The following is a 21,949-nucleotide window of genomic DNA, read 5'->3' on the forward strand; positions in this document are numbered from 1 at the left end:
AATTAATAGGTATAAATTCAAATTCCAAAACGCCTTTCTCTTTCTTGATATGACCTAAGTGCCCTTAAAAAATCAACTTTTCTAAGTTCCGGCCATAAACTATCGCAGAAGTATAACTCTGAATAAGAAGACTGCCACAATAGGAACCCACTGAGCCTTTCTTCCCCACTTGTCCTTATAATAAGGTTAGGGTCTTCTAAGCCTGCAGTATATAGATTTTTATTGACTAAATCTTCATCTATTTCCTCACAGTCTAATTTTCCATCTTTAACTTCTTTTGAAATCTTTTTTATAGCATCGATTATTTCCATCCGCCCATCATAGCCTATTGCAATATTTACAATTCGTTTGTCATAGGAAGATGTAGCCTCTTCTGCAATTCTTATGGCTTCTCTTACATTTTCTGGAAGTAAGTTTAAATTACCTACTGCATTCATTCTTACTTCATTTTTATGAATCTTTGGATTTTTTGCTATTCCTTCAAATTCTTTCTGGAATAGTTTCATTAGACCTTCCACTTCTTTTGGAGGTCTGTTAAAATTCTCGGTAGAAAATGCATAGGCAGTTACAATTTTTATCCCTAATTCAATGGACCAGTCCAGAACCTTTTCAAGGGTACTTACCCCTCTTTTATGGCCGTCTATAATTTCCATGTTGCCCATTAATTTTGTGTACCGCCTATTACCGTCCATTATAACGGCAATATGATTGGGCATGTTTTCGGGCTTGAGATTTTTTGATATGTACCATTCATAAATTTTATAAAGTGGTTTTAATGGTTGCATTTTTATTCCTACTCTTTAATCTTGCTAGATAATTTGAAAATTCTAAGGCTCTAATATATCCTTCTACGCTTTGTGATCTTGAAGTATCTATAAAAATTTCGTTAATTCCAAGTGTTACAGCACCATGGCTTTTCCCTGAACCCAAAAAAACCAGAGTTCTAAATATTAAGTTTCCAGATATACCATCAGGTGCTAAAATGAAGTTTACATTATCCTTTATTGCATTTTCTATTAATATAAAGTAATGTTTTACAGAATATTTACTTTTTGCGACACTTGTTATATGTTCTCCGTCTGCAATGGAATCATCAATTTTCTGGCTTCTACCCACATCTTGAGGTCTTCCGCCAGAAAGTACCGCGATTTTAGGTTCTATTCCTATTTTTGATAAGAATTCTGCCCCTAATTCTATTATTTTTATTTTTTCTTCTGGGTTATCTCCTTCATCAATTCCCACAGGGGCAAACAAAAATTTTTGATCATTTGTTTCTAAAAAAGAGGCCCTGTATAATTTACCATGATATTTTTCTTTTAGTATACTTAATATCTTGGAAGCGCTGAGGGATCCTCTTACAGCAGCATCTACTTCTTTATTTAGAAGCATGTTAATAAGCTTATCTTCAGATTCCGTTAAAATAACTTCGAAATCTACTTTTTTAGAAGCTTCAATTATGTTCTTATTTTCACCGACACCAGCTGCAATTTTCATACTATCCATAACCTGAGTTATAACTTATAATTATATTACTTAAATATTAACTTAACTCCAGTTATAGTGAATGACCAAATATTTTCACATACTATCAAAACTTATAATTCTCAAAACTTTTCAGTTTTGAGTTTACGAATCTATGATTCGTAATTCTATGCAATTTTCAATTGCAAGTTTGAAAATCAAAGCATGAAAGAAAATCTTTGATTTTGATGGATTAACAATTTTGAATATCTAAGTCTAAAAAATTACCTCATTCACTATAAAATGTAGTTATTTTTATAAAACTTATTTTAAAGAAGTTTATACACTTTAAACTATTTATTTTTATAGTTTACAACTTAATAAATTCTGTTAACCAATAGATTTGAAGTTCTATTAATAACTAACTGATGAAATCTTATTTACTTTTATTTTTCCATCTTTTTATCAAAATAGTGATGCATATACTTTTTTATTATTTTATAATGAAAAATAGGAATTAATTTCTTTAGAAAAATAGATATTATATTTTACTTAAAAATGAAAACCTCAAAATAAGCCGCACTGGACTTATTTTGGGGACGCTCAAAATTCTATTTATTTGAGAGTTTTTGAGAATTCGGAGCGAATTTTTATACACAATTTCTAATCATGCTGTAAGCTGCTGATGCACCGCTGTTTAAGTCTTTTCGGACAATAGATGAACTTCTAGTTTTAAGCCATGTTTTCATATCTTTTTTTCCTTGTAGGTAACCTGAAGACATTATGTACCTTATGGTCCCGCTTACATATCTTACTGAGGGTTTCATATTGTTGGATTGTTTTTCGTATGCAACATGCTGATTATGTGTTTCTCCTACATAGCAGTGTGGGGCTGAAAAGGTGTCTTCAATGTAATGGGAAGCTACTCCAAAACAGTAACTTGCATATTTATAGTTACCACTTCTATAAGCTGATCTACCTGCTTTAAGCCAGCTTACGGCTTTAGGGTAGGATTTAGGGTATAAATGGTTAGTTTGATCTTTGAAAACGTTGTCAGGGGCTACTGCCCCTCTTTTCATTTCATTCAAGTTTAAATTATGTTGTACTGATAATGGTAGCGAGTTGTAAATTTGGCTTGCCATAGTTTGGTGTGTTTGTCCACTCCATGCTGCTGCTGGTGAAATTAGTAGGGGAACCACCAGCAGAAAAACCATCAAAATTTTTATAACTCTTTTCGTACTATCATCTCCATATAAACTCATATAGTAATATATTATTACTAATTATTATTACTTTCGTACAATATAATTTAATACTTTCAACTAATAACCTTAAAATCCTAAAAATGTATATTAACCTTCAATAATCTTTATTAAACCTTAATAGAGTTTATATAATATAAAACAAGCAGAAATGTTTATAAACACTTAAAATGAAAAAAATATGGGTTTAATTGTCTAAATATTTTACTAGTTAATATTAACTTTCATTTTACTCTTAATAATATTTTAACATTACATTTAAAATAGTTAATAAAATAAATTTTTGTATGTAATTAATTAAATTTGTTTAAATGTATAAGTTAAATGTACTTTCATAGATATATGTTCTAAAAAAAAATGGCAAAATGAATAAGGAATTATAAGTGAATTGAATATTTATTAAAAGATTAATGAAAAAATCTTGATTTTTATCAAGATAAATAAAAACTTTTTGGCTCTCTGAAATCATCATATATTCATGAACATTATTCTTAAATTTCGTTTAGTTAAATACCCTACTTAAACTACACAATATTATCTAATTTTTCACCTGTTTCTACAAAATCATCTTTTATAATGTGAATTTAACTTAGCTGAGTGTATTTTTGAAGTGATTACTTTTCATTCCATTTGATAATTTTAAAATTTTTTTTATATGCAATATGAATTCACGAAACTGCAACTAAATATATTAGAAATGATATTTTTTATGTGAACCTTGAAAGATATCCATTATAAATATATAAAGAACACATGTACTTTTAATTGATGTAAAATCAACATAAAATTGTATAATGCAGCTTTAATTTCTTATATGTGGTATATTTTCAAAAAAGAAAATTTATTTAGGTTTAAATATGTATAAAAACAATTAAAAGCTTCAAAATATATTCAATAGATATAAAATAGATTATAATTAAAAATGTATACATATTAATGTTAAATATATTTATTGAGTGAAATATATTAGTATTAACCAGTTTATAGCAATTAATTTTTGATATATAAATGTTTAATAATATTATAAATATGATTAATTAAAATCACTTAAAAAATATACAATAAATATGTTTTTAACAGAAACTATCAGTATTTATACTATAAGTTGTAAATACGTTTTATGAATAATTTTTAATAAAGTGAATATCTTTATTTTATAAATAAAAGCGACGTGATAAATTGGATAAAAGTATTAAACAACGATTTGCATTTAATAATAATTGGAACGGTTAGCACTTTGATTCATTCATTGTATCTGTCTTATTAATAGTTATAGTTTGTTTTAGGATTTGTTATATTTCCATTTATTAATTATTTAAAGGAATAGATATATGTTAATTAAAGAGGTTTAATTTCCCTAAATTAAAAATCAGCTAGTTTATGACTATATTTGGTGGCAAAAAGTTTTTATACTTTAAGACTGAGGGTAAAATATGAATAATTTCTGGAATAACATAATACGACCTGTTATTGAAAGTATTAATGCTAATTATATTGTTGAAGTAGGTTCAGATAATGGTAAAAACACATTTAACATTATGGAGTATTGTGTAGAATACGATGCACATATGATTGCTATTGATCCTCTTCCTAAATTTAATGTTGATGAGTTTAAATTAAAGTATGGAGATAAATTCGAAATCTACAGAGAGTTGAGCCTAAGTAGATTACCTTTACTTGAAGATTACGATGTAATTTTATTAGATGGATAGTGTTACTTAAAAAATTATTCACAATATGAGTTAATAGGAGATGGCACGGTAAAATTAAATGTATCTTCTTAGAATTAACGTAAAATTGATTTTATAAGATATGTGTTTATAAATCATATTAATTCAATTAAAATCAACGAAAATTATCTAAATTCAAGTTATTTATGGAATAGGGGGACATTATGTGATAACATTTCCCAGATATGAAGATTTAGTAATGGCTAATGATTTAGAAAAAGTAGGTGTTGGAAAATATAGGGCAACTGGAAATGATCCTTATTTTGAAATTAGAAACCCATCTGATGGCTTGATCCAAGATATATCCATTGAACTTAAAGCTGAAAATGGTGAAACAATACAAATTTTTTGGACATATGATAAAAATGATTCTTTTTCTGTAGCATTGCAAAGCACCCTAAAATTAAGACCAGGTATTACAGATGTTTACAGATTTTATCTTGGTTTAGAAAAAGAGATTAAAAGACTTAGATTAGACCCAACTAATGCTTCAGGAATAATAGAGATCAAAGAAATTGGAATAAATTATTTATCTAAAGAAGAAAAAGCAAAACTTACCACAGTACCAAATTATGATAATCTTAAGAAGGCTTTAAAGGGCAAGAATGGCTATTTATTTTTAATAAATGATTCTAATCATGAGATTAAACAACATTTTGATCTTTCATATCCTAGTAGTTTTAATGCATATTTTTTCAAAAAAAATTTAGATTATAATAAACGAGTTTGTAATGATAATGGTATTGAATATCATTTTTTTATAGTACCTGATAAGAGTTTGGTTTGTAAAAATTTTTTACCCTTTGAAATTAAAGCTATTAAACGTAATTATGATTTAATAAGTAAAGAAGTACCAGATTTTATCGAAAATTTAGATTATACTTGCTACTACAAAAATGATACTCATATAAATTATTATGGAGGTAAAGAACTAGTTTACTATTATTTAAAATGTATTAATAATAATTTCACAAGAGAAGAGTTTGAAAAATTAATAAACGAACAATTAAAATTTAATAACATTTTTTGGGGTGGCGACCTTGTACATGAAGATAATTGGTCATATTCTGACAAAGAAAAAGAAGACTACCTAAATGAAAAAGAAACAATGTTTATTAATAAGAATATTGTAAATTTAAGTGAAAATCTTCCTGAGAAATTTAAATTTGATGGTACAAGAGCAACAGGTTATTATAGAAATGATCAAAGCTTTACAAATTTAAAGGTTTTAATTTTTAGAGATTCAGCTGTCGATAGGTTAAAAGATTCATTTTCGGTTTATTTTAAGGAGATGCTGTTATACTGGGATCATTGGGATCATTGGCTTTTTAATAAGGAATTAATTGAATGGTACAAACCAGATATTATTTTAGAAATAAGAACAGAAAGATTTTTAGAAAAAAATATGAAATACCAAATTGAGTAGAGATTTTGGAAAATTTAATGAGATTTAAACACAAAAGTCAAAGATTAGGTTGTTAGTTTCTAATTAATATCTATCAATTTTAATAATAAAATAAACTAAAAAAAAATAATAAATTAATTCATTTAGTGACTTGGATTATATTGTATTTCTAAATTAAGTAACATAAAATTTTTATATTAACAATGGAGTTAAAGGATATGAATAAATTTTGGAATAATGTAATATTACCAATTATTGAGAGTATTAATGCTAGTTATATTGTTGAAGTTGGTTCAGATACTGGCATAAATACCCGTAATATCTTGGAATATTGTGTAGAACACGATGCGCATATGACGGCCATTGATCCATCTCCTAATTTTAATTTTGAGGAGTTTGAATTAAAGTATGAAGACAAATTTGAAATTTACAGGGAATTAAGCATAAGTAGATTACCTTTGCTTGAAAATTACGATGTAATTTTATTAGATGGGGATCACAACTGGTATACGGTTTACAACGAATTAAAAATAATTGAAAAAAATTTTAAAAATAAGAAGTTTCCTTTAGTAATTTTACATGATATTGGCTGGCCTTATGCTAGAAGAGATCTTTATTATAATCCTGAAAATATACCTGAGGCTTACAGGCAGCCATATAAAAAATTAGGGATGTATCCTGGCCAAACAGATTTGAAAAATCAAGGTGGGCTAAATCGCCATCTTTATAACTCTATTTATGAAAATAATCCTAAAAACGGTACATTAACTGCTGTAGAAGATTTTATTGATGAATCTGACTTGAAATTTTCTTTTAAACTCATTAAAGCATTTCATGGGTTAGGTATTCTATTTATTAAGAATGATGAAATGGAAACTATTATTAAAGAAATTATAGAAAAAGCTGATTTATTGAATAACCTTGAAGAAGAGCGAGTAAAACTTTTAATTGCACATTCTGAATCAAATCTCCAAGGTAATTCGCTTAAAAAAGAACTAAACGAGAATAAAAAAAAATTGGAATATGTAGAAAATCGGTTAAATTTAACTGAATTAAAATCAGCTAATGAAACAAAATTAATCCAGAAAAAAGAGGAACAACTAAAAAATATAAAAGATCAGTTAAATCAAACAAAAACTCGGTTAGACCAAACTGAGGGCAGATTTGAGCAGATAAAAGATCATTTAAATTTATCTAATGAATTAATCCAGAAAAAAGAAGAACAACTAAGAAATGCAAAGGATCAGTTAAATCAAACAATAAACAACTTAAAACAAACAGAAATTAAATTAAAATCATCAAATGACCTAGCCAAAGAAACTAAAAAGCAATTAGAAAAAACAGAAATCCAGTTAAAATTGTCTTTAGAGTTAATTCAGGAAAAAGAAGCATTCATTGATGAAATAGAAAATGAGTTAAAACAAACAAAAAACCAACTAGAATCCTCAAATAAATTAGTTCAAGAGAAACAAAGCATTATTGACAATATTAAAAAAAAGAAAAAAAAGACAGTTAAAGAATTGAATTCACAAATCGATGATCTTAAAGTTAGTTTAATTGAAATGGAATATCTAAGTAATAAAGACAGACCTCTTATTCAGAGATTAATTTCAAGATTCCCTAGTTTATATATCCTTTTTAATATGAATGAAACAGGCTTTAAACATGCTTTAATTAATATTAAGGGTCATAATACGATTAAAAATGATAATTTATTTGATATAGGATTTTATTTAAAAAATAATAAAAGTGTTAGATTATCTGGTATGGATCCTATTTTACATTACCTGTATCATGGTTTTAAAGAAGGTAAAAAGCCCAGTCCTACATTTAACAGCGATTATTATTTGAAGAGATATAAAGATGTCAAAAATTCAAATTTAAACCCGTTAATACATTATGGATTATATGGAAAAAATGAAGGAAGAAAAACTACAATTATTAAAAATCAGAATAAAGCCAAGAAAAATAAAAGAATTCAATTAAAATCAGATTATAATGTTATATATGATTCTGGTTTGTTTGATGCTGATTGGTATTTAAAGAAAAATCCAGATGTTGTGAGTGCTAATATGGATCCATTAGTTCATTTCATTCGTCATGGGGCAAATGAAAATCGAGATCCTAATCCCAATTTTTCAATATCTGTATATCTTCAGAAAAACTCAGACATCGTATCATCCGGGATGAATCCACTTGTACATTACATTAAATACGGAATTAAGGAAGATCATAAAGATCAATTTGCAGTAAATAATAATTATTATATAACTAAAGAGAAAGAGCCACTAGTATTAACTGAAATGGAAGCAAAAGAAAAATATGAAAAAATAATAAATAAAAATGCTTCATTAATTGATTTATATCATTTTGATAGTAATGATCCTTTAGTTTCTGTTATTATATTAAATAGGAATGGACTTGAACATTTAAAGCGGTTATTCAGAAATTTTAAAGAAAATATCAAGTATCCTAATTATGAACTAATTGTAGTAGACAATGCGTCCACTGATAATTCTATAAATCTTTTAGAAAAGCTTTCAGAAACGTTACCAATTAAAATAATAAAGAACATTGAAAATAAGTCTTTTTCTGAGGCAAATAATCAGGCGGTTAAAAGTGCAAAGGGTGAATATTTACTGTTTTTAAATAATGACATTGAACCCACGTATGGTTGGTTAAATCAGATGATGAGAACAGCATTAAAAACAAATAATTTAGGATCAGTAGGCGCTAAATTAATTTATCCTGATTGTTCTAATTCAGTTTATAATAAAAATAATTCTTTTAAAATTCAGCACATGGGGATAGCATTCCAAAATTTAAATATTTTTTATAGACCGTATAATATGGGCACTGGTCTTGAACCATTTGATTCTGATAGTAATTTAGAAAGGGCTAGAGCAGGAAATACTGCTGCAGTTTTACTTGTAAAAAAGGACACATATTTAGAAGTAGGTGGATTAGATGAAGGATATTACTATGGTTATGAAGATGTTGATTTTTGCCTTAAATTACTGAAAAAAGGATATAAAAATATTTATTGCCCAAAGGCACTTCTTTTCCATTATGAATTTGGATCAGAAGAAAAAATAAAAGATCCTAAATATAGAGATACTAAATTTGAGACTAACAAAAATTTGCTTATAAGTAAATGGCATAACTGGATCTCTGATAATTTCTTTATGGATAAGTTAAATAATAATGGTATTTTTTCTGAAAATCCACTGAAAGTCGCTTTTGTTGTTACTGAAAGTGGTGAAAATGCTTCTGCAGGGGATTATTTCACCGCATTGGAACTTGGTGAAGCCTTGAAAAAACTTGGTTGGGAAATAAGTTTTTTATCCAGAAGAGGGCATGAAAACTGGTACAAAGTTGGAGAAGACGTGGACGTTTTAATATCATTATTAGATATTTATGATCCTCGGGAGATTAAATGTTCAAATAAATCTTTAGTTAAAATTGCATGGTCTCGTAACTGGTTTGATAAATGGGTTTCTAACCCGGGATTTCCAGATTATGATATTATATTTGCATCTAGTGAAACTGCATGTGCTTATATAAAAGAAAAGAGTGGAATGGAAACTTTATTACTTCCACTTGCTACCAATGAAGATAGATTCAATGATAAAATTTTACAAAATAAAAAATATTCATGCGATTACTGTTTTACTGGCAGTTATTGGAATGACCCCCGTGAAATTATTGAGATGTTAGACCCGGAAAGTATGCCCTATGAATTCAAATTGTACGGTAAAAATTGGGATAAGATGGATAAGTTCAAAAAGTATGATCAGGGTTTCCTAAATTATTTTAACTTACCTGAAGTTTATGCATCTACAAAAATCGTTATTAATGATGCTAATCGAGTAACTAAAGAATACGGATCTACAAACAGCAGGGTCTTTGATGCTACTGCAAGCGGGGCTTTGGTATTAACTAATGGAGAAGTAGGTGCAAAAGAAACGTTTAAAGGTAAAATACCAGTTTTTAGATCCAAAGAGGAGCTAAATGAATTAATTAAATATTATCTAGAGAATGAAAGTGCAAGATTATCCAAAGTTAAAGAACTACAAGAATTTGTATTACGAAACCATACTTACAAAATCAGAGCCGATATATTAAAAGAAACATTAAAAGAGTATTATAAAACAAAAGGGTATATAGTATGCCCTATATGTGGTTTCAAGTCATCTGAATTTTTATCATTTGGTAATCCTCCACGAAAAAATGTTTTATGCCCTAATTGTGGTTCATTAGAAAGACATAGGGCCACATACCTCACCTTAAAAGAAAAAACAGATATTTTTGAAGAAAACACCAGAATGTTGCATATAGCTCCCGAAGAAGCATTCACTGAAATTTTTTCAAAACATGAGAACATCGATTATTTACCTGTAGATTTAGATATGGACGTGCCTTATGTAAAAGAAAAAATGGATATTCAAAACATAAATTATCCAGATGATACATTTGACTTTATTCTTTGTTCACATGTACTTGAACACGTACCTAATGATAAAAAAGCTATGAAAGAATTATATAGAGTTTTAAAGCCTAATGGAACTATCATTATTTTAGAACCTATTAATCGTTCATTAAAAGAAACTCGCGAGAATTCATATGATGTTCTCCCTGAATTAAAATCAGAAAGGTATGCTAAAAATGATAAACTAAGATCGTATGGTTTAGATTTCTCGGATAAATTAAGAAATGCAGGATTTAAAGTTATTTCAGATGATTTTGTTAAGAACTTTAATAAAAAAATTGTAAATCGTTATGGTTTGAATTATAAAGATGTTCTATGTTATTGTACCAAAGCCAAAAAATATGGTGTTTCTGTATTAATGCCGGCGCACAACAACGAAAATACAATTGAACGGGCCATAAATTCCGTATTAAATCAAACTTTTACTGATTATGAACTTATAATAGTAGATACGGGAAGTACGGATAATACTGAAATTTTAATTAATGAAAAATATGGCGATCACCTGAATGAAAAAATAAAGTATTTTAAACATGAAAATTCAGGAACAAAAAAAGCTTTGAATAAAGGATTAGCTGAAGCACAAGGCAAGATTATAGCATATTTAGATTCTGGTAACTACTGGTTTGAAAGTTATCTTGAAAAAATGGTTTCAGCATTATTTAAAAATAATAAAAATACAGCTTATACCGGTATAGAAGTAGAAAATATAACTAAAAATAAAACTTTTGTTAAAAAAGTTAAATACAGCAGGAATCAATTATTAGAAAATAACTATATAGATCTTAATGTTTTTGTGCATAAAAAATTCATTTATGATCAATTGGGGGGTTTAAATGAATCATTAACTCATTTGGAAGATTGGGATTTAATTTTAAGGTACACACGCTTAAATGAACCTTATTTTGTAGATGAAACTTTAGCTAAATGTTTTTTAAATGATGAATTTAAGGTTAATTCTAACGTAAACTTAGATAATAACCGTTCTATGGTTCACAAGATACATAAAAATGAACGAATAGAGAAAGGGCTTGATAATTTAAATATTGGTTATGTATTATGGGATTTTCCTGCATTTTCACAGACTTTTGTAATGAATGAACTGAGATGGTTAGTTGAAAATAATTATAATGTCAAAGTTTTCTATAAAATAAGGCCAGATAAGGAAGCTGAACTTGACTTTGACATTGAAGCTTATCAAATAGAAAATGAAAATGATTTAATAGAAAAGATTGAAGAATTTGATATTAACATGCTTCATTCTCATTTTGTATATCCTGCATGTACGCTTTTAACATATCCTGCTGCTAAAAAAACAGGTGTGTCTTTTACAGTATTTGCACATGCTATTGACATTTTTCATCATGACAATGATAAAAGAAATAAAATAAGAGAAATAAGCCAAAGCCACTATTGTAAGAAGATTTTTGTACTGGGGAATTTTCATTATAACTATTTAGCTGAAAGGGGCGTTCCAAAAGGAAAATTAATGTTATTAAGGCAAGCAACAAAGTATGAAATAAAAAATGAAATAAATAGGGATATGCATCGATTTAAAAGAGAGATTAAAGATGTAATAACTGTTACTCGTTTTGTAGAAAAAAAAGGAATTGATACCCTTATAGAAACGGCTAAAATTCTAGAACAAGAAGATCTCAATTTTAAAATTTATGGTTATGGTCCATTAGAAGAAGATCTGCAAACTCAGATAAATGAATTAAATCTTAAAAATGTAACTATTGAAGGTCCAATTAAAGGTAATGCTGTAAAAAAAGCTTATTTAGATGGAGATATATTTGTTTTACCCTGTAGAAGGGCATCTAATGGTGATATGGATGGTATGCCAACGGTTATTTTTGAGGCTATGGCTTATGGAGTTCCAGTAATCACTACAAATGTTTCCTCAATTCCTGAATTTGTACTGGATAATTACTGTGGATTTATAGTCAACCCAAATGATCCTGTAGCGCTTGCAAATAAAATACAATATGTTAGGGGCATGGATAAAAATAAATTGTTTACAATTCTAAAACATGCTCAAAAGCAAGTTCAAAAAAGTTCAAGTGTTGAAGAAACAATTGAAACTATGATTGATATTTGGAGTAATAATAAAATTGATTTATTCATGATAACTTATCAGAAACAACAGTACAAAGATTTAAAAACAATAAAAGAGATACTTGACAGAATTTTTAAACATACTACTGTAGACTTTGATTTAACGATTGTTGATAATGATAGTGATGAAGATTTTAAAAATTTTATTCAAGAATATGCAAGAAAATATTCAAATATTCGATTAGTATTTCTCCACGATAATTTACTATGTGGTCCTGCATCTAATATTGCGTTAGACTTGATGAATAATGATTTTGCTATTTATATATGTAGTAATGAAGGGTTCATTTTAAAACATGGTTGGGAGTATAAAGCTTTAAAATATATGAGAAATAATAAAAATGTAGGTATTGCTGGTGATTTAGCTTATTCTCAAAATTATTATAATGGTAAAACATATAAAAATCAGGAATTTTTCAGTAAGTTTAGAAATAAAGAGTATATTGTAGGTAATGATGATGTTGGTTTTAAACATGTGCAGGGTGGTATCTATATCTTAAGAAGAGACACTTACGAGCAGTGTGGAGGATTTAATCCATTATTACCTCAAGGTTATATGGATGTCGAGTATAGTTATTATTTGCAAAGTATGGATTGGGAATTAGGTGTAATTCCCGAGTGGATATCTTTAACAAAAAAAACTAGGCCAGAATTTTATGCGTATTTAGATGAAAATACAACTTTTGTCCATCCTTTGAAATTGGAGGATGTCAACCAAATTGAAAATAAATCATTGAATCGCTGTAATATTTGTAATGGGGAATTAGTTGATAATATTTGTACTATTTGTAGATCTGACAGCTCTGAAAGGGCGATTTATAGGATCATCGGAAAGACTGATAAGTTATACCGTTCGTTAACATGTACTTTACTACTGAAAAATAATAATATTCATGAAATGTTTGAAAAGATGTTTACTGTAATCAATAAACCGTATTCTACAAAGAATGTAAATGAAAACTTGGAAGATGTCCTTGAGATTTTGGAAAGTTCAGATGTTTTAGTTACAAATCTTAATTTTGATATCACAAATTACGAAAAACTGCTTAAGATGATGGTTAATAGAGTAAATGATAGGGGGTTATTACTTCTTCAATTATCAAATGATGAATTATTAAATAAATATATAAAAGAATTTTTAACAGATCAAAGGTTTGTAATTGATACTGTTGACTTTGTATCTAATAAACTAGTAAATGATGAATTTTTAGTTGCAGAGCGAGATATATAATAATTTATCATAGGAATTAGTTTTGATACATTAAAATTAAGTTTTTAGTATTATATATTGCAGGATTTAATAAATATCAATGCTGAGGGATTATATGATAACATTTACCAGATATGAAGATTTATTAATAGCTAATGATTTAGAAAAAGTAGATATAGGAAAATATAGGGCAACTGGAAATGATCCTTATTTTGAAATTAGAAACTTGCCTGATGGCTTGATCCAAGAGATATCCATTGAACTTAAAGCTGAAAACGGAGAAATAATAGAGTTTTATTGGACTTATGAAAAAAATGAATCTTACTCTCCCGCATTGCGTTCTTCTCAAAGGCTAATATCTGGCACTACAGATGTATACCGATTTTTATTAGATTCCGAAAAAGAAATTAAAAGACTTAGATTAGATCCAACAAATGCCTCTGGAATGATAGAAATCAAAGAAATCAAAATATATTATTTACTCGAAGAAGAAAAAGAGAAATTCATTACAGTCCCAAATTATAAAAATATTGGAAAAATTACTTTAAAAGGTCAAAATGGTAATTTATTTTTAATAAATGACTCTAATCATGAAATTAGGCAACATTTTGATTACTCATTCAATAATAATTTTAATGAAGAACTCTTTATTAAAAATCTAGATTTTAAAAAAGAAATCTGTAATAATCGTAACATTAACTACTTCTTTTTCTTAATACCAGATAAAAGTTTAGTCTGTAAGAATTTTTTACCATTTGATGTTAAGATAGTTAAACGTAATTATGATTTAATAAAAAATTCAGTACCTGATTTCATTAAAAATTTGGATTATACTTGTTACTTCAAGAATGATTCCCATATTAATTATTTGGGAGGTAAAGAATTAGCTTATTGTTATCTAAATTATATTGATAATAATTTTGGAAGAGATGATTTTGACAGGGTTTTAACTGAACAAATATCAACAATTGAACATTCTCGTGATGGTGATCTTACTTTTGAAAAAAATTGGTCCTATTCTAATGAAGAAAAAATAGCTTATCTCAATGAAAAAATAATATCTCTTAAAAATGAGTATCTTGTAAACTTAGATGAAACTATTCCTGAAAAATTTAAAGTGGTAAGTACAAGGAAAACAGAATACTATAAAAATCCACAGGGTTTAAAAAATTTAAGAGTTCTAATCTTTAGAGATTCATCGTTAGATTTTCTAAAAGATGTATTGTCTGTATATTTCAAAGATATATTATTATATTGGGATCATTGGTTTTTCAATAAGGAATTAATATGTTGGTATAAACCAGATATCATTTTAGAGATAAGAACAGAAAGATTTTTAGAAAATATGAAATTGTATAAATAATAATCTATTTTTTATTTTATAAGTGAGTAAATGAATATTGAAAAATAATTAAAATGATGATATCAAAATAAAAAAAACAAAATCATAGAATGTGATAACAATTTTAATTAAATAATATCATGAGAACATTTTGAAGAGTTTAGATCTACAGAGGTTAATCTATGATAAAAATAAAAGGTAGATCAATCAATCGACAGTTAATTTCAAGGTTCCCCAGCTTGTATATTCTTTTTAATATGAATGAAACAGGCATTAAAAATGCTTTAATTAATCTTAAAGGATATAATGCCATTAAAAAGAATCACTTGCTTGATATAAAATTTTATTTAAAAAATAATAAAAGTGTTAAGTTATCGGGTATGGATCCTATTTTACATTATATATATCATGGTTTTAGGGAAGGTAAAAAACCTAATCCTTCATTCAATGGTAATTACTATTTAGAGACATATGCTGATGTCAAAGAATCAAAATTAAATCCATTGGTTCATTATAGTTTATATGGGCTAAATGAGGGGCGAAAAACAATTAAAAAAAATAGACATCTAGCTGTATTGACAAAAGATCAAATTAAAAAAAAATATGATGAAATTTTAAATAAAAACCGAAATTATGTAGATATTTATCAGTTTGATAAACACAATCCTTTGGTTTCTATTATTCTATTAAATAGAAATGGGTTTGAACATTTGAAAAGGTTATTTAAAAATTTTGAAAGAAATATTCAGTATCCAAACTATGAAATTATATTAATAGATAATGCGTCAACAGATAACTCTATAATTTTTTTAGAAAAACTTTCAGAATCGTTGCCAATTAGAATCATAAAAAATAGTAAAAATAAGTCTTTTTCTGAGGCGAGTAATCAAGGGGCTAAAATTGCAAAAGGGGAATATTTACTGCTTTTGAATAATGATGTTGAGCCTCTTTACGGCTGGTTAAATCAGATGATGCAAACTGCATTAGAATCTGATGATATTGGTGCGGTAGGTGCTAAATTAATTTATCCTGATTGTTCTAATTCAAAGCATAATAAAAATAATTCCTTTAAAATTCAGCACATGGGAATAACCTTTAAAGATGAGAATGGTTTTATAAAGCCATATAATCTTGGCAATACAGAACCTTTTGATGATGAATGTGATTTAGAAGTAGAAAGAGCAGCTGTAACTGCTGCAGCACTACTTGTGAAGAAAGGTAAATACTGGCAGGTTGGTGGGCTGGATGAAAGGTTTAATTATGGTTATGAAGATGTGGATTTATGTCTTAAACTTCATAAAAATGGTTATAAAAATATGTACTGTGCTAAAGCTGTTTTATTCCACTATGAATTTGGAACACAGGAAAAGGATAAAAGTAAAGAAGTAAAGGACAGACGTCTAAATAATAGGAGGATATTCTGCCAGAAATGGAATAAATGGTTATATAAACAGTTGTTTATGGATAAATTAAATAATAATCTTTTATTTTCTGAAAGACCTTTGAAAGTTGCATTTGCAGTTACTGAAAATGGTGAAAATGCTTCAGCAGGGGATTGTTTTACTGCAGTTGAGTTAGGGGAAAGCCTGAAAAAATTTGGCTGGGAAATTAGTTTTTTATCAAGAAGAGGATCTGAAAACTGGTATGATATTAAAGGAGATATAGATGTTGTAATATCTTTGTTAGATGTCTACGACCCTCGGAAAATCAGGTGTCCGAATAAATCTTTAATTAAAATTGCTTGGCTTCGGAACTGGTTTGATAGATGGATCTCTAATCCTGGTTTTGCAGATTATGATATACTGTTTGCATCAAGTCAAACTGCATGTAATTATATAAAAGAAAAAAATGGGATAAAACCTTTATTATTTCCACTTGCCACCAATATGGATCAATTTAACGTAAATATCCCAAAAAGCGAAGAATATTTATGTGATTATTGTTTTACCGGAAGTTACTGGAATGACCACCGGGAAATCATCGGCATGTTAGACCCAGAAAGTATGCCCTATAAATTTAAATTATATGGAAAAAACTGGGATAAAGTGGATAAGTTTAGAAAATATGATCAGGGATTTATAAAGTATTTTAAGCTACCAGAGGTATATGCATCTACCAAAATAGTTATCGATGATGCTAACAGAGTAACCAAAAAATATGGCTCTGTTAACAGCAGGGTCTACGATGCTATTGCCAGTGGAGCTTTGGTATTAACGAATGGGGAACGGGGTGCAAGAGAAACTTTCAGTGGTAAATTGCCAGTTTTTAGATCTAAAGAGGAGTTGAATGATTTAATCAAGTATTATATGATTAATGATGGTGCAAGAATTGCTAAAGTCAAGGAGTTACAGGATTTTGTACTTGAAAATCATACCTATGAAAACCGGGCCAATAAATTAAAAGAAGTTTTAAAGCAACATATTTCAAAAACTAGAATTTCCATTAAAATATCAGTACATGATACAAAAGGTGCACATAGATGGGGAGATTACCATTTTGCATTGGCTTTGAAAAAAGAATTTGAGAAAAATAACTATGATGTTGTTATCCATACAGTTTCACAATGGGATGAAATGGATAATTCAGATGTAGTTCTAGTTCTTAGGGGATTAAAGAGATATAAACCTAAACAACATCAATATAACATTATGTGGAACATTTCACACCCGGATTTAGTAACTATTGAAGAATATAATGAATATGATCATGTTTTCATCGCATCAGATAACTGGGCAAATGAGTTAAAAAATAAACTTAATGTACCTGTTGAGTCTTTACTTCAATGTACAGATCCTGAATTATTTTATTTTGAACATTCTGAAGACTATAAACATGATCTGTTATTTGTTGGTAACAGTAGGCATGTATTCCGGAAAATTGTAAATGATTTATTACCTACAGATAAGGATTTTGGGCTGTATGGTGGGTTATGGGACCAATTCATTGATAAGAAATATATCTGCGGACGATATATTCCTAATGGGGAATTGCATAAAGCATATTCGTCCTGTAAAATTTTACTCAATGATCACTGGCCAGATATGGCAGAAAAAGGTTTTATATCTAACCGTTTATTTGATGGGTTTGCTTCAGGGGCATTTATAATTTCAGATGAGATAAACGGAGCTGAAGAGATTTTTGGTGATGCTCTGATTACATACTCTAATTCTGGTGAATTGCATGAGATGATAGATTACTATCTAAATAATGATCTTGAAAGGGTTAAAAAAGTTGAAAAAGCAAAAAAAATAGTATTGACTCATCATACATTTGCTAAAAGAGTTGAGCGTATTTTGGAGGTTATACTCCAAGGAAAATTATCAATTAAATACTAATTCTAAATCTGACTTTTATGAAATTAAAAATTTCAATAATAGATCAATCATTTAGAGCTAAGTTCAAAATTCCTTTATTTATATATTCTTCTTAAAGCAAATGAAACTGGTTTCAAAAATGCTTTAACTAATATAAAATGTTATAGTGCAATTAAAAAGAATCATCTGCTTGATATGGGGTTCTATTTAAAAAATTATCCGAATGTTAAACATTCTGGTATGGATCCTATTTTACATTACATGTACCCTGGTTTTAAAGAAGGTAAAAAGCCCAGCCCCACATTTGATGGGGATTATTATCTTAAAAGATATAAAGATGTCAAGAAATCAAATTTAAATCCATTGGTACATTAGGGTTTATATGGAATTAATGAGGGAAAAAAACTTATAAACCCTGATTTAAACCATATTTTCTTTCTTTTTTGTTGAATTTGGTGAATATTTTATTTTTATACATTAATACTTCTTTTGCAGTTATTGCACCATTAAAAAGGGAATAATTATTTATACTGGTTGTAGCTACACGAAATATTAGGCGAAACGTGTTATTAAATTCCTAAAAAGTGTAGTTGATGAAATATGAATAATTCAGAGACAGCAGTAAAAAATTCAAAGACATTGAAAGGCAGACTGAGAAGAGTTAGAAATAATTACAACGGCCAGTTTAAACTGGTAAAATATCAAATTAGCTCTCTTAAAAGCTGGCTGTTCAATTCTCAGTTAGTAAAAAGCTTTGAAAAACCTGAAGTAGCGTTAACTAAAGAAGAGATAAATAGAAAATATAGTGAATTATTGGCTGAAAATAAGTCAAAGGTAAGTTTATATTCTTTTGAAGATAACTGCCCTATGGTTTCAATTATAATATTAAATAGAAATGGAGAAAACCATTTAAAAAGATTGTTCAATGATTTTAAAGAGGACATCCAGTATCCAAACTATGAAATGATTGTCATAGATAATGCATCAACAGACGGCTCTATAAAGTTTTTAGAAAAGCTTTCAGAATCGTTGCCAATTACAATCATAAAAAACAGTGAAAATCGATCTTTTTCTGAGGCAAACAACCATGCAGCCAAAATTGCAAATGGGGAATATTTACTGCTTTTGAATAATGATGTTGAGCCTCTTTACGGCTGGCTTAATCAGATGATGCAAACAGCGTTAAAATCTGATGATATTGGTGCGGTAGGTGCCAAATTAATTTATCCGGACTGTTCTAATTCAAAACATAATAAAAATAATTCTTTTAAAATCCAGCACATGGGAATAGCCTTTAAGGATGAGAATGGTTTTGTAAAGCCGTATAATCTGGGTAATGTTGAACCTTTTGATACCTGCAGTAATTATGACAAGGAAAGGGCTGCTGTTACAGCTGCGGCACTGCTTGTTCGCAAAGATAGATACTTGCAGGTTGGTGGACTGGATGAAAGGTTCAATTATGGTTATGAAGATGTGGATTTCTGTCTTAAACTTCATAAAAATGGTTATAAAAATAGGTACTGTGCTAAAGCTGTTTTATTCCACTATGAATTTGGAACACAGGAAAAGGATAAAAGTAAAGAGGTAATGGGTAGGCGTTTAAACAATAGAAAAATATTCCAGCAGAAATGGAACAAATGGTTATATGAGCAGTTGCTTTTGGATAAATTAAATAATAATCTCTTATTTTCTGAAAAACCTTTGAAAATTGCCTTTGCAGTTACTGAAAATGGTGAAGATGCTTCAGCAGGGGATTGTTTTACTGCAGTTGAGTTAGGGGAAAGCCTGAAAAAATTTGGCTGGGAAATTAGTTTTTTATCAAGAAGAGGATCTGAAAACTGGTATGATATTAAAGGAGACATAGATGTTGTAATATCTTTGTTAGATGTCTACGACCCTCGGAAAATCAGGTGCACAAATAAATCTTTAATTAAAATTGCCTGGCTTCGAAACTGGTTTAACAGATGGATTTCTAATCCCTTTTTTACAGATTATGATATCATTTTTGCATCCAGCAGAACAGCCTGTAATCACGTAAAGGATAAAAGTGGACTGGAAGTATTATTATTGCCTATTGCCACTAATTCAACCAGATTTAACGATACTATTCCTCAAAACAGCAGGTATTTGAGTGATTACTGTTTTACAGGCAGCTACTGGAATGACCACCGGGAAATTATCGACATGTTAGACCCGGAAAGTATGCCATATGAATTTAAATTATATGGGAAGAACTGGGAGGGGATTGATAAATTTAAAAAATATGATCATGGATTTATAAAGTATTTTAAGCTGCCGGAGGTATATGCATCTACCAAAATAGTTATTGACGATGCTAACAGAGTAACCAGGAAATATGGCGCTGTTAACAGCAGAGTTTATGATGCTCTGGCCAGCGGGGCTTTGGTATTAACTAACGGTGAACTGGGGGCCGAAAGAACATTTAGGGGTAAATTACCTGTTTTTAACTCTAAAGATGAGTTAAATGAATTGATAGACTATTATTTAACTAATGAAAGTATAAGGATTGCTAAAGTCAAAGAACTGCAAGAATTTGTACTTGAAAATCATACCTATGAAAACAGGGCCAATACATTAAAAGAAGTTTTAAAACAGCATATTTTAAAAACAAAAATTTCTATCAAAATACCAGTACCTAAATGGAGGGAAGTTCATGAATGGGGGGATTATTATCTGGCATTAGGCTTAAAAAAAGAATTAGAACGAAATAACTGTGATGTTATTATACAGATACTGCCAGAATGGGATAATGGAGATGATATCAACTGTGATGTGGTTATAGTTTTAAGGGGTTTAAACAGGTACCATCCAAAACTTAATCATTACAATATTATGTGGAATATTTCACATCCAGATTTAGTAAGCATTGAAGAATATAATCAATATGATCACGTGTTAATCGCTTCAGAAATATGGGCGGATAAAGTCAGAGAAATTGTGTGCGTTCCAGTAGATGCAATGCTGCAGTGCACAGATCCTGAATTATTTTATCCTGAGCAGTGCGAAGAATATAAACATGAATTACTGTTTGTTGGGAATTCAAGAAAATCATTTAGAAAAATAATAAAGGATTTACTGCCTACAGATAAAGATTTGGGAATTTATGGGATGAACTGGAAGAGATTTGTCTGGAAAAATGGTAGAAAATATGTAAAAGGCAAATATATTCCAAATAACCAGTTAAGAAAAGCTTATTCTTCATGTAAAATATTACTCAACGATCACTGGGATGATATGAGAGAGAAAGGGTTTCTTTCAAATCGATTATTTGACGGGTTTGCAGCAGGGGCTTTTATTATATCTGATGATATTAAAGGGGTAAGTGATGTTTTTGGAAATGCTGTGATTACATATGATGCTGCTGATGAACTCAATTATTTGATTGATAGTTACTTAAAAGATGAAAAAAAACGGGATAAAATCTCAAAAAAAGGGAAAAAAATTGTATTAAATAAACATACCTATCAAAACAGAGTAGAACATATTTTGGATATTATTGGAGGTAAATAATTGAAAAATCAGGGATCATTGTGTTAATTAAACCAAATAAATGAATTAGAAGTATTTGGCTGAAACTAATGAACTTAAAAAAGAACT

The 21,949-nt window shown here is 28.5% G+C and carries 10 protein-coding genes; 7 read left to right on the plus strand and 3 right to left on the minus strand.

What is annotated here, in order from left to right; genetic code table 11:
* Window positions 1-17: 17 nt before the first annotated feature.
* From uppS to ASJ80_RS02630, 3 genes are all read right to left on the minus strand, one after another.
* Complete coding sequence (gene uppS / locus ASJ80_RS02620; protein WP_069582683.1) at window positions 18-785, minus strand: polyprenyl diphosphate synthase; 768 nt, start codon at window positions 783-785, stop codon at window positions 18-20.
* Window positions 760-1,494, minus strand: coding sequence for a methanogenesis marker protein Mmp4/MtxX (gene mtxX / locus ASJ80_RS02625; RefSeq protein ID WP_069582682.1), 735 nt, complete (start codon window positions 1,492-1,494; stop codon window positions 760-762). The genes uppS and mtxX overlap by 26 nt, the downstream gene beginning before the upstream one ends.
* A gap of 617 nt (window positions 1,495-2,111) precedes the next feature.
* Entirely contained in the window at window positions 2,112-2,675 is a 564-nt protein-coding gene (locus ASJ80_RS02630; RefSeq protein WP_245837429.1) for a zinc dependent phospholipase C family protein, read from the minus strand.
* Between the two features lie 1,481 nt (window positions 2,676-4,156).
* Between ASJ80_RS02630 and ASJ80_RS02635 the strand changes: the two genes are divergently transcribed.
* The 7 genes from ASJ80_RS02635 (at window position 4,157) to ASJ80_RS02665 (ending at window position 21,862) form a co-directional block, all read left to right on the plus strand.
* Window positions 4,157-4,435 (plus strand): hypothetical protein, encoded by a 279-nt coding sequence (locus tag ASJ80_RS02635; RefSeq protein ID WP_069582680.1) that lies wholly within the window; start codon window positions 4,157-4,159, stop codon window positions 4,433-4,435.
* 184 nt (window positions 4,436-4,619) lie between these two features.
* Complete coding sequence (locus tag ASJ80_RS02640) at window positions 4,620-5,879, plus strand: hypothetical protein (RefSeq protein WP_069582679.1); 1,260 nt, start codon at window positions 4,620-4,622, stop codon at window positions 5,877-5,879.
* A gap of 197 nt (window positions 5,880-6,076) precedes the next feature.
* Window positions 6,077-13,696 carry a glycosyltransferase gene (locus ASJ80_RS02645; RefSeq protein WP_179288727.1) on the plus strand — a complete coding sequence of 2,540 codons (7,620 nt, stop codon included), beginning with the start codon at window positions 6,077-6,079 and terminating at the stop codon, window positions 13,694-13,696.
* Between the two features lie 94 nt (window positions 13,697-13,790).
* Entirely contained in the window at window positions 13,791-15,038 is a 1,248-nt protein-coding gene (locus ASJ80_RS02650; RefSeq protein ID WP_095651935.1) for a hypothetical protein, read from the plus strand.
* Window positions 15,039-15,199: 161 nt separating this feature from the next.
* Entirely contained in the window at window positions 15,200-18,352 is a 3,153-nt protein-coding gene (locus tag ASJ80_RS02655) for a glycosyltransferase family protein (RefSeq protein WP_095651936.1), read from the plus strand.
* Window positions 18,353-18,571: 219 nt separating this feature from the next.
* Window positions 18,572-18,706, plus strand: coding sequence for a hypothetical protein (locus ASJ80_RS17605; RefSeq protein ID WP_275542131.1), 135 nt, complete (start codon window positions 18,572-18,574; stop codon window positions 18,704-18,706).
* A gap of 225 nt (window positions 18,707-18,931) precedes the next feature.
* Entirely contained in the window at window positions 18,932-21,862 is a 2,931-nt protein-coding gene (locus ASJ80_RS02665) for a glycosyltransferase family protein (protein WP_095651938.1), read from the plus strand.
* Window positions 21,863-21,949: the final 87 nt, after the last annotated feature.

Source organism: Methanobacterium bryantii (assembly GCF_002287175.1).
Taxonomy (GTDB): Archaea; Methanobacteriota; Methanobacteria; order Methanobacteriales; family Methanobacteriaceae; genus Methanobacterium_D; species Methanobacterium_D bryantii.

What these genes read in the sequence shown, in the direction of transcription:
- uppS (WP_069582683.1), bottom strand. Translation starts at nt 785, where the DNA reads ATGCAACCATTAAAACCACTTTATAAAATTTATGAATGGTACATATCA.
- mtxX (WP_069582682.1), bottom strand. Translation starts at nt 1,494, where the DNA reads ATGAAAATTGCAGCTGGTGTCGGTGAAAATAAGAACATAATTGAAGCT.
- ASJ80_RS02630 (WP_245837429.1), bottom strand. Translation starts at nt 2,675, where the DNA reads ATGGTTTTTCTGCTGGTGGTTCCCCTACTAATTTCACCAGCAGCAGCA.
- ASJ80_RS02635 (WP_069582680.1), top strand. Translation starts at nt 4,157, where the DNA reads ATGAATAATTTCTGGAATAACATAATACGACCTGTTATTGAAAGTATT.
- ASJ80_RS02645 (WP_179288727.1), top strand. Translation starts at nt 6,077, where the DNA reads ATGAATAAATTTTGGAATAATGTAATATTACCAATTATTGAGAGTATT.
- ASJ80_RS02650 (WP_095651935.1), top strand. Translation starts at nt 13,791, where the DNA reads ATGATAACATTTACCAGATATGAAGATTTATTAATAGCTAATGATTTA.
- ASJ80_RS02655 (WP_095651936.1), top strand. Translation starts at nt 15,200, where the DNA reads ATGATAAAAATAAAAGGTAGATCAATCAATCGACAGTTAATTTCAAGG.
- ASJ80_RS17605 (WP_275542131.1), top strand. Translation starts at nt 18,572, where the DNA reads ATGGATCCTATTTTACATTACATGTACCCTGGTTTTAAAGAAGGTAAA.
- ASJ80_RS02665 (WP_095651938.1), top strand. Translation starts at nt 18,932, where the DNA reads ATGAATAATTCAGAGACAGCAGTAAAAAATTCAAAGACATTGAAAGGC.